The organism is Streptomyces sp. NPDC001493, assembly GCF_053597235.1.
Window position 1 is genome coordinate 411,662 of sequence record NZ_JBSFHV010000001.1, and the last position, 10,477, is coordinate 422,138.

The 10,477-nt window shown below is 71.8% G+C and carries 9 protein-coding genes; 4 read left to right on the top strand and 5 right to left on the bottom strand.

Features of this window, described 5'->3' with window-relative positions; genetic code table 11:
- The first annotated feature begins 25 nt into the window (after window positions 1-25).
- Both ACWCWD_RS01705 and ACWCWD_RS01710 read left to right on the top strand, forming a co-directional pair.
- Window positions 26-1,465 (top strand): dihydrolipoyl dehydrogenase family protein, encoded by a 1,440-nt coding sequence (locus ACWCWD_RS01705; RefSeq protein WP_450769381.1) that lies wholly within the window; start codon window positions 26-28, stop codon window positions 1,463-1,465.
- A 373-nt stretch (window positions 1,466-1,838) separates the two neighbouring features.
- Window positions 1,839-2,126, top strand: coding sequence for a hypothetical protein (locus ACWCWD_RS01710; RefSeq protein ID WP_450769382.1), 288 nt, complete (start codon window positions 1,839-1,841; stop codon window positions 2,124-2,126).
- A gap of 112 nt (window positions 2,127-2,238) precedes the next feature.
- Here ACWCWD_RS01710 and ACWCWD_RS01715 read toward each other — a convergent pair whose 3' ends face one another.
- Window positions 2,239-3,096, bottom strand: a complete 858-nt coding sequence (locus ACWCWD_RS01715) for an ISL3 family transposase (protein ID WP_450769384.1) — start codon at window positions 3,094-3,096, stop codon at window positions 2,239-2,241.
- A 202-nt stretch (window positions 3,097-3,298) separates the two neighbouring features.
- Between ACWCWD_RS01715 and ACWCWD_RS01720 the strand changes: the two genes are divergently transcribed.
- Window positions 3,299-4,057, top strand: a complete 759-nt coding sequence (locus ACWCWD_RS01720) for a MerR family transcriptional regulator (RefSeq protein WP_450769386.1) — start codon at window positions 3,299-3,301, stop codon at window positions 4,055-4,057.
- A 312-nt stretch (window positions 4,058-4,369) separates the two neighbouring features.
- Window positions 4,370-5,797, top strand: coding sequence for a protein kinase domain-containing protein (locus tag ACWCWD_RS01725; protein WP_450769388.1), 1,428 nt, complete (start codon window positions 4,370-4,372; stop codon window positions 5,795-5,797).
- Window positions 5,798-5,996: 199 nt separating this feature from the next.
- Here ACWCWD_RS01725 and ypfJ read toward each other — a convergent pair whose 3' ends face one another.
- The 4 genes from ypfJ to ACWCWD_RS01745 all read right to left on the bottom strand — a co-directional run bounded on the left by ypfJ (window position 5,997) and on the right by ACWCWD_RS01745 (window position 10,307).
- Window positions 5,997-6,890, bottom strand: coding sequence for a KPN_02809 family neutral zinc metallopeptidase (gene ypfJ / locus ACWCWD_RS01730; protein ID WP_450769390.1), 894 nt, complete (start codon window positions 6,888-6,890; stop codon window positions 5,997-5,999).
- A gap of 371 nt (window positions 6,891-7,261) precedes the next feature.
- A complete protein-coding gene (locus ACWCWD_RS01735) occupies window positions 7,262-7,729 on the bottom strand; it encodes a hypothetical protein (RefSeq protein WP_450769391.1) in 468 nt (155 codons plus the stop codon).
- Between the two features lie 154 nt (window positions 7,730-7,883).
- Window positions 7,884-8,609 (bottom strand): IclR family transcriptional regulator, encoded by a 726-nt coding sequence (locus ACWCWD_RS01740; RefSeq protein WP_450769393.1) that lies wholly within the window; start codon window positions 8,607-8,609, stop codon window positions 7,884-7,886.
- 375 nt (window positions 8,610-8,984) lie between these two features.
- Complete coding sequence (locus ACWCWD_RS01745) at window positions 8,985-10,307, bottom strand: PP2C family protein-serine/threonine phosphatase (protein WP_450769670.1); 1,323 nt, start codon at window positions 10,305-10,307, stop codon at window positions 8,985-8,987.
- Window positions 10,308-10,477: the final 170 nt, after the last annotated feature.

The following is a 10,477-nucleotide window of genomic DNA, read 5'->3' on the forward strand; positions in this document are numbered from 1 at the left end:
GCACACGCCCGGACAGACTGTGCCCATGAACGAAGCTGCGAGCAGTGCCGAGTACGACGTCGTGGTCATCGGAGCGGGGCCGGTGGGCGAGAACGTGGCCGACCGGACCAGAGCTGCGGGCCTGAGCACCGCCGTCGTGGAGGCCGAACTCGTCGGCGGCGAATGCTCGTACTGGGCCTGCATGCCCAGCAAGGCACTGCTGCGCCCCGTCGTCGCCCGGGCCGAGGCGCGCAGGGTGCCGGGGCTCGAAGCCGCCGTACAGGGACCCCTGGACGCCGACGCCGTCCTCGCCAACCGCGACGGGTTCACCTCCCACTGGAAGGACGACGGACAGGTGGAGTGGCTGGAGAGCGTCGGCGCCGACGTCTTCCGCGGCAAGGGGCGGCTGACCGGCGAGAAGCAGGTCTCCGTCACCGCGCCGGACGGCACGGTCCGTACCCTGACCGCGCGGCACGCCGTGGCCGTCTGCACCGGAAGCCGCGCCGTCGTCCCCGACCTGCCCGGGGTCGCCGAGGCCAACCCCTGGACCAGCCGCGAGGCGACCAGCGCGAAGAGCGTGCCCGGCCGGCTCGTCGTCGTCGGCGGCGGAGTCGTCGGCGTGGAGATGGCCACCGTCTGGCAGGGCCTGGGCGCCCGGGTGACGCTGCTCATCCGCGGTGGCGGACTCCTGCCGAAGATGGAGCCCTTCGCCGGTGAACTGGTCGCCGAGGCGCTCACCGAGGCCGGTGCGCACATCCGGTACGGCGTCTCGGCCACCGCCCTCCACCGGCCCGCCCCCGACGGACCGGTCACCGTCGAGCTGGACGACGGCGACCGGATCGAAGCCGACGAGATCCTCTTCGCCACCGGACGCGCCCCCCGAACGGACGACCTCGGCCTGGAGACGGTGGGCCAGGAACCCGGCAGCTGGCTGACGGTGGACGACAGCTGCCGGGTGGAGGGCAGCGACTGGCTCTACGCGGTCGGAGACGTCAACCACCGCGCACTCCTCACCCACCAGGGCAAGTACCAGGCCCGGATCGCGGGCGCCGCGATCGCCGCCCGGGCCCAGGGCACCGCGACCCTGGAGACCAGCAGCTGGGGCGCCCACGCGGCCACCGCCGACCACGCCGCCGTCCCCCAGGTCGTCTTCACCGACCCGGAGGCCGCCTCGGTCGGCCTCACCCTCGCCGAGGCCGAACGCGCCGGCTTCCGCGTCCGGGCCGTCGACTACGACCTCGGCTCGGTCTCGGGCGCGACCCTGTACGCCTCCGGCTACCGGGGCCACGCCCGCATGATCGTCGACCTGGACCGCGAGACCCTCCTCGGCGTCACCTTCGTCGGCCCGGGCGTCGGCGAGCTCATCCACTCGGCCACCGTCGCGGTGGCGGGCGAAGTACCCCTCGCGCGCCTCTGGCACGCCGTCCCCTCGTACCCGACCATCAGCGAGGTGTGGCTGCGGCTGCTGGAGACCTACCGGGGGTAGCGGCCGCCGTTGAAGCGGGCTGGCGCAAACGTGTCCGGCCGGCGGTACGGGAACGCATCGGCGGGAGAGGGCGTCGCGTCCGCGGCGCGGTAGGGATCCTTCGCCCGGGAGCCGGCCCGGGTCCGGACCTGGAAAGCCCTGCAAATCCTGCCGTCACGCCCGACTGGCGCCGGTTCACGGCGATGGACCGGGCGGCTGACGAGGCCGGGCGACACACGGGTCCGCCGAGAGTGGTGTATGCCTCGATATGCGGGAGCGGTACGGGAGAACGACGCCGTCGCCCGGCACCGGTCCGCCGGCGGACCGGGGTACTCGCCGTGAGCATCGTCGCACCCGCTGCCGAGGGGGTGGGGCGACTGTCCCCGACCTGAGCGTGTCCACCGAAGCCGTCGCGGACGACGCGGCAGGGGCCCTGCCGAGCGAAGGACGGCGGCGTCGGCGGTCGCTGGTTCCCGGGCAGCCCGCAGCGGTCCTTCCGGGATCGGTCAGCCTCGGCGTCGCGGCCCGCTGCGCCTCTTCGGTGATCGTGGCTCGCGGAGACGGCGTCGCGCTCCGCGCCGGGCACGAACGGGTCCTCCTCGGCATCGGGGACCGGGACGTCGGCTCCCCCGGCCGTGCGCTGCGCCTTCCGGAGGACAGCCGCCCGAGGCTGTCCTCCTGACGATCTCGGAACCTGGGGGTCCGCCACGTGCACATCATCCGCTGGAAGGGCTTCGCCGCACTTCTCACCGAGATCGTGCACGGTCGGCAGCCAAGGTGATCACTGGCTTTGTTCATGAGAATGGGGTTCTGGCACACATTCCGTGAGGACGATCAACGATGCTGGAGTTCGTCACCACCCGCGGGCCATCGCTCGTAGGGCCTTCTGAACTGGTGAAAGCCGTCTTGAGGCACGTGCTGTGGAGCCTGATGATGGCTTCGACGGCGGTGCCGAGGTTCTGCCAGAGGTGGAAGCGGTCGGCCACTTGGATCGCGTTTCGCGCACCGGTCCGGGCGCCGTCGGCGTACGAGCTGGCCCGGTCACGGTAGATGATCTCGGCGCCGGGATGCTCGCGCAGCCAGCCCGCGAGGGTGGAGGCGTCTCGGCCCGCCAGCAGATCCAGAAGCCGGCCGGTCTCGCAGTCGATGAGGACAGTGCCGTAATGGTGGCCTCGACGGGTGGCGAAGTCATCGACACCCAACACCGTGGGAACGGCCCAGAGAGGATCAGGTACGGCCATGATCGCCCGCAGCAGCGTTGTCCGGCTCGCCCTCGTCTGCAGGACTGCTGCCAGACGGGCCCCGGCCCGGCCTGCGCGGGCAACTGCAACGGCCGTCAAGACTCGACGCGAGGCCAGAGTCCTTCTCCCGTACCTGAACGTCAGACCTGCGACCTGTTCAACGAACCTACGGCGCCCGCACAAGGCGTTATCGCAGTACAGCCGCCGCACGGTCAGTGCGATTACCACCGGCTGGTCACCGACCGGAGTGTCGGCAAGCCGGCGTTCGTAGCAGCTGTGTACATGACTCGACGGAAGCTCGCAGTCCGGCATCGAAGCCGTGCCATCGAGGGTTCTCGCAACGATGTGCACCACACCACACTCGGTGAACACCCGCTCCACCAAGACCGCCCTGAACTGCGGAAACAGCACCCTTATGAGGGCATCACACCGCACCACGATCTCAGATGACGCGACGTCACCGTGGCAGAACGCCGGTGATCGTCCTCACGGAATGTGTGCCAGAACCCCATTCTCATCGACAAAGCCAGTGATCACGGACGTGGCCACCACTTGAACCTCACGCGGCGTGAGGCCTCACAGTGGGGGCGTGTGCAGAAGAGAGGGCGGGAGCGTGGGCTACTCCGTGGGACAGGTCGCCGGATTCGCTGGGGTCACGGTGCGAACTCTGCACCACTACGAAGAGATCCGGCTGCTCAGCCCGGGAGGCCGCAGCAGCGCGGGCCACCGGCGGTACAGCGAAGCCGATCTCGACCGGCTGCAACGGATCCTGTTCTACCGGGAGCTCGGCTTTCCCCTCAGAGAGGTCGCGGTCCTGTTGGACGATCCGGAATCGGATTCGCGGGAGCACCTGCGTCGGCAGCATGTCCTGCTGACCGGCCGGATCGCCCGGCTCCAACAAATGGCCACGGCCGTCGAACACGCCATGGAGGCGAACAAGATGGGCATCAACCTCTCGCCCGAGGAGCGATTTGAGGTCTTCGGGGACCATGACCCCGAGCGGTACATGCCGGAGGTCGAGCGACGCTGGGCCCACACGAGCGCCTACAGGGAGTCCGCCCGCATGACGGCCTCGCACACCAAGAAGGATTGGAAGCGGCTGCGCGACGAGACGGACGACCTCCGCCAACGGTTTGCCGCGCTGCTCGGCGAGGACGCGGCGGCTGACTCCGAGCAGGCCATGGAACTGGCGGAGGAGCACCGGAATTGGATCGACCGCAACTGCTACACCTGCTCGCACGAGATGCACACGTGTCTGGGCGAGATGTACGTTGCGGACAAGCGCTTCACGTCCTATTACGACGCGGTCAGGCCTGGCCTGGCGCTGTTCGTACGGGACGCGATTCTTGCGAACGCGGTCCGCAGTATCTGAGGCCCCGTTTGAAGCATGCTGGGCTCGCGGGGCTCTGTGCCGCACCTCGCGGCTTCGCCGTCGCTTCGCGTCGACTACCTCCTCCGCCCTGCGGCGCACCGCACGGGCTTCGTTCCCCGTGGCCGGTGGCCGCCGCCGAGAGTGATCAGCACGGGGCGCCCCACGCATACGGTCGCCGCACGTACGACCGAGCGGATCAGGACTGCCGGATCATCAGCGAGGGGGTACTCCCGCCACACCGGGGTACCCGCGTCCCGAAGCGCGCCGGGAACGGCTCGGTCAGGGCACCCGCCCTCGACAGTGGGAGAGGGAATGAGGCTTCAGGACTTCGCGCAGAGCGCCGCGTCCCTGGGCACTGCCGAGATCGTGGGCGGCCGGTACCGCTTGGACGGGCTCCTCGGCTCGGGCGGCGCGGCGCACGTGCACCGCGGGTTCGACCTGCGGCTGCGCCGGCCGGTGGCGGTCAAGGTCTTCCGGCAGGACGCGGGCGTCGACTTCGAGGTGAGCCTGCACAACGAGGCGGTCATGCTGGCCCGACTGGACCACCCCGGCCTCGTCACCGCCTACGACACCGGACAGCACGACGGACGCCCTTTCCTGGTCATGCGGTTGGTCGAGGGCGACAACCTGCTCAAGCGCATCGCCGAAGGGCCGCTGCTCCCCGCCGCGACCGCCGCCCTCGGCGCGGGCGTCGCCCAGGCGCTGGACCACGCGCACGAGACGGGCATCGTCCACCGCGACGTCAAGCCGTCCAACATCGTCCTGGACGCTGCCTGCCGCCCGCACCTCATCGACTTCGGCATCTCGCGGATGCTGGACGACCCCTCCCGCACCACCGCCGGCGCCCTCGTCGGCACCGCCGCCTACCTCGCCCCGGAGCAGGTCCTCGGCCGCCCCGTAGGCCGGGCCGCCGACGTGTACGCGCTCGGCCTTGTACTCCTCGAGTGCCTCACCGGCAGGCTGGAGTACGACGGTATCCCCGTGGAGGCCGCGATCGCGCGGCTGCACCGGGCACCCGTGCTGCCCCCCGGCCTGCCCGACCGACTGGCCTCGCTGATACGGGACATGACCAGCCTGGACGAGCAGGACCGGCCCACGGCCGGTGGGTGTGCCCGCGTCCTGACCGCGCTGGCCGACGAGGACCGTACGGCTCTCCTACCGACGGCGAACGCCACGAGCCCCGTCGCGGCCGGGCAGAGCGCGCCGCGCACGGCGGGGCACACGCATCGGAGCCCGGCGCCGGCCGAGGCGCGGCCCGCGCGCCGGGCGCTGCCCGCGCGGGGACGGCTTCTGTTCGCCGGAGCGTCCGTCGTGCTGGCCGCCGTCACAATGACCGCCTTCGCCGTCACCGACGCCTCGACCCCGCCCGGCGAGGGCCGCGGCGCCTCCACCGCGTCCCGCACCCCCGGGGGCAAGCGGGACGGCGACCCTGCCGCGGGCAGGCCGGGCACCGCCGCCCCTGCGGTTATAGCGCGGGGAACGTCCCCGGCCGCGTCCTCTCCGGGTTCGGGCGCGGCCTCCGGCGCACAGCCGGACGCTTCCGGGGCTGCGCGGCCGCAACCGCCCAGTTCGACCGGTCCCGTGGCCACGGCGGGGCGGGGCGCGGCGTCCGACGCCCCGCATCTGCCGCCGGGCCAGGCCAAGAAGGCGGAGAAGGATGCGGCGAGGACGGATGCTGCGCGGAAGCCCGGCCGGGGCAACTCCGCCTGCACTCCGCCCGGGTGCGGCCCCCGCTCGTAGCGACCGCACCCGGCGAGGAGCCGCACCGGGACGGCGTTCGCGGCGTCAGCCGCGACCGGCGCCCATCGCGGGCGGGACCGCATCGACGCTCCAGCCCGTCCGCCGGTCGGAGCGCTCGATCCCGACGATGCTCGTGACGCACGTGGCCGATTCGGGCTCCGCCTCGAAGATGCGGCGTCGCACGCGCCCCGGCCTCGATTCAGGCGAACGTGTCGCAGGTGTCGACTTTCCCGGACCGGTAGCCGGTGGTGAACCACTTCTGACGTTGCGCCGCAGAGCCGTGCGTCCAGGTGTCCGGCGTGACGCTGCCCTGGTACTTCTCCTGGATACGGTCGTCGCCCACGGCGGCGGCCGCGTCCAGTCCTTGATCGATGTCCGACTCCGTGAGTTCGGTGATCAGGGGCTTGCCGCTCTTCGGGTCGGGAGTCGTGGTCGCGTGGTGGGCCCAGACTCCGGCGAGGCAGTCCGCCTGGAGTTCCAGCTTCACCGAGCCGCTGTCCCGGCCCTGGCCGCTGCCGCGGGAGATGGTGCCGTTGAGGTCCTGTATGTGGTGCCCGTACTCGTGCGCGACGACGTACGCCTCGGCGAAGGGGCCACCCTTGGCGCCGAACTTGCCGGTGAGTTCGTCGAAGAAGCCCAGGTCGAGGTAGACCTTGTCGTCGGCGGAGCAGTAGAAGGGGCCCACCTCGGACGTCGCGTTGCCGCAGCCGGTGCTCACACTGTTGGTGAACAGCCAGGTCGGGGCCTGCGTGTAGGACTTCCCGGCCGCCGACTCGGTCTGCTTCCAGAATGCCTGGAGGCTGTCGACCACGGCCACGATCCGGCAGTCGTCCTTCGTGTTGGCGTCGGCACCCGTCCGGCAGTCCGCTGCCAGATCGGCGGCACCGGTACCACCGGATCCGCCGGCTTCGGTGGCGGGGTCCGAGCCGAGCAGGCCGGGGTCCACCCCCAATACCACCGACGCGATCAGCACCAGCAGACCGACCACCCCACCGCCCACGGTCTTCCCGCCACCGGGGATCCCGCTCAGAGCTCCGCCCCGGTTGTCCTGGACCTCGGAGGTGTCCAGGGCGGCGTCTTCGTCGAATTCCATCAGCTGACTCTCCCTCACGGCGCGCCGGTCCACCCTGCGTCGCTCGGCACGCGTACCCCCGGGAAGCCGCCTCACCCGCCATCGCGGCCGAGCGCGATTCCTCGGCCCTCCCCTCGACCACCGGGTTCAGGGAGCTTGGCGGCCGGGCCCCGGTACCGAGCAGGTCCAGTCACAGCCGCGTGCCCGGGCAAGAGGGGCAGCTGCCCGAAGGCGACGGAGCGGCGGCGGACCATGCTCGGGGGAGAGGCGTCGTTGGATTTTCCGCTGCTCGCCCGGCTTCTGCCGGCGGTGTGGTTCACCGTCGGCAGGCCCGCGTCCGTGCTCCTGCCGCGGTCCGACCGGACCGGTCGGACCGCGGCAGGAGGGGCGGATCAGATGTCGACGACCCGGTAGGCGATGGTGTAGACGCCACCGGAGCCTTCCAGCACCCGGTACTGCGTCTCCGCGCCGAACTCGTTGCCCGTGACGGTCACCGAGCCGAGCCGGTCGTCGCCGCTGGTGCTGTCGTAGTCCCACAGCGAGAGCGTGCGGGACTCGGTCTTGCCGAGGATCAGCAGCGCGTTGCCGTTGCTCCCGTCCAGGGCGCGGCGGTAGCCGGTGCCCATGGTCTGGTACGACGCGTTGGCGGGCCAGAGCCTCACGGCCTTGCCGCCGTTCGCCGCGATGTTGAGGTAGGCCTCGTCGTGGTCGCCCTCGCTCTCATCGCCGCAGTACAGGTCGACGAGCTGGATCTGCACGTAGTCGACCGGATCGGCCTGTGCGGCGCCCGCGGCGCCCACCAGCGAGGTGAGGCCCAGCGCGCCCGTGAGGGCGAAGGCGGTCAGTCGTCGGACGGTCATGTTGTCCCCCGTAGTCTCGGTTTTCGCCGGTCCCCCGACCGGCTCGAAGAACAGACTGCCGGACCGCTGCCCGCCGTTCTACGCGCGTTCCGCTGAGCGGAACGGGCGCGCGGAGAAGAGCCGGCGACGCCACGAGCACAGAGCTGACGGTGGGTCAGTAGTGCAGGACGGGAGGCAGGCAGGGCGAGGACGAGCCGGCCCGGACGAGGGCCGCCGTGACGGCCGCGCCCGCCCGCGCCGCCTCCTGCGCCGCCCGCTGCAGCCCCCGCGCGGACAATGTCATGACGGCGATCGCGGCGATGGTCCGGTCGTCGCGCCCCCGCACGGGCAGTGCCGCGCAGCACACCCCGTCCACCACCTCCGCGCACTCGAGCACCGCCCCCGGCAGTCGGCCCCCGCAGCCGGCTGGGCCCCGATCGCTCAACACCTGGCCGGCCGCGGTGTCCAGCTGGAAGCTCATCCCGTTCCGCACCGGCACCAGCGGTTCCACCTCGCCCGGCACGGACGCCACGGTGAGAGCCAGGCCGTCGTGCAGGACGGTCAGCAGCGCGCTCGCCCCGGTCGCCGCCCGCAGCCGGTGCAGCGGGTGACGGGCCGCCACCCGCAGGCCCGGGTGTGGCTCCCACGTCTGCCCGAGCCGGTAGAGCTGAGAGCCGACGCGATAGCGGCTGCCCCGCCGCTCCACCGCGCCCACCAGCAGCAACTGCTCCAGCAGCCGGTGCGCGCTCCCCTTGGGGAGGGCACAGGCCGCGGCGATCTCGGTGAGCCCTGCCTCCCCGCCGCACCTGCGCAACGCCTCAAGGAGTGCGAACGCCCCCTCGATCACGCCCCGCCCCCGGTCCGTTCCCCGCCCCTGCTCCCTGCCCGCGTGTCGCGACATCTCTCCCCCAGCCGGTCACCGGGGCCGTACCCCTTCGTACGGCCGCCGGGAGAGAATGCCCGACCCGCACAGCAGGGGCACACCCCGCCACGCGCGAACGTGACCCACGGCACAACGGTCGCCCCTACCCGTGGGACGAGAGGAGTGCGAGGGGGCTCGGTGGCACGGTGAGGGTGGCCGGCAGGCGGCTCCGGGTCTCGGTCCGGACCCTGCCTCGGACCGACGCGGGCAGCCTGATCCGGTTCGGTCGGTCCGGTGCGCGGCCGGCCGCGCTGATGAAGCTGCCCGCCACCTATGTGTGGACCCACGACTCCATCGGCCTGCGCGAGTCGTCCACGGACCGGGCCTTCAGGTGCCCGGGCCGTCGTGGCGCGGTCAGGCCGACGTGGTGGCGCGCAGGGCGAGCAGGGCGGTGTCGTCGCTTGCCCAACCACTGTGGTGGGCGTCGAGGATGCCGGTGAGGTGGGTGATGGTGGCGACGGCGTCCATGGTGTGGCTGGCGGCCAGGGCCTTGGCCAGGTCGTCCTCGGAAAAGATGGTCCGGGCGTCGTCGGGGGAGGTCCCGGGGCGGGGGCGGGCTTCGGTGGCGCCGTCCGTGAAGAGCAGGAGCAGGTCGGCGGGGTGGAGGTGGAAGGGCACGTCGGTCAGACTCAGGGCTTCCATGATCCCCAGCAGGGTCCCTGGGACCCCGACTCGCTCGACACGGCCGTCGGCGCGCCGGATCAGTGCCGGGGGATGCCCGGCCAGGGCGATGGTGCCGGACAGGCCCTTTGCGGAGGGCTGGAAGGTCGCGTAGACGGCGGTCAGGAAGCGGGGGGCGTCCTGGGCGAGCAGAGCGATGTTGAGGCGGGCGAGCCGGTCGGCCGGGGAGCCGGCCTCGTCGGCGTCGGCGCGGATCGTGTATCGGGCCATCGAGCTGACCTGGGCGGCCTTGATGCCCTTGCCGCACACGTCACCGAGAACGGCGGCGTAATTCGGACCCTGGGTGTGGAAGAGGTCGTAGAAGTCGCCGCCGACCTCGATGTCGGTGCGGTGGCGGTTGGAGGCCGGCAGGTAGGAGGCGGCCGCCTCCGCGCCGGGGATCGTGCGCAGCCGCGGAGGGAGAAGCCCGGCCTGCAGGCTACGGGCGAGATCGGCGGAGCGCTGGTGGGCGGCTTTTGCCGCGGTCAAGCTCTGGCGCAGGTGGATCTCCGCCGCCACCGAGCGGGCCAGGGTCGCCAGGGCGGCCAGGTCGGCCGGAGACCAGGTGCGGGGAGAGTCGTCGATGACGCAGAAGCTGCCCAGCACGCGTCCGTCGGGGTCGAGCAGGGGGTAGCCGGCCCAAGCGCCGATGTTCATCGGGCCCACCGAGGGGTGGTCGGCGGTGCGCGGGTCGGTGGCGGCGTCATCGACGATGAAAGGCTGCCCCTCCAGCCCGACCAGGAAGTAGCAGAAGCTCTCCTTCACCGGGTTCTGCCGGTCGGACATCGCGTCGGCATCGACGCCGAAGCATGCCTTCCAGAAGGAGCGGTCCGCGTCGACCAGGGTCACGAACGCCCGCCCCGCCCCGGTGATTCTCGCGGCGAGCGCGGCAAGGTCCTCGAAGACCGCCTCGGGCCCGGTGTCCAGCAGAGCGGTGCCCTCCACCGCGGCCAGACGCGACGGATCCGACAAGGCGGCCGGCAGGCCGTCCGCCCGCAGCCCGCCCGGGAAGTCGATGCCAACCACCTTTCCGGCCTCCTCTCCTCGCACACTGGGCACACCCGTACCAACAAGCTCATCGCACCGTGTACTCCTGACATGGACCATCAACCCTCCGATGGCAGGGTGACCCTCACCGGTCCGGTGGGCCGACCGCGGACCGGCGGGGCCTCATCCCGCCGCCACGC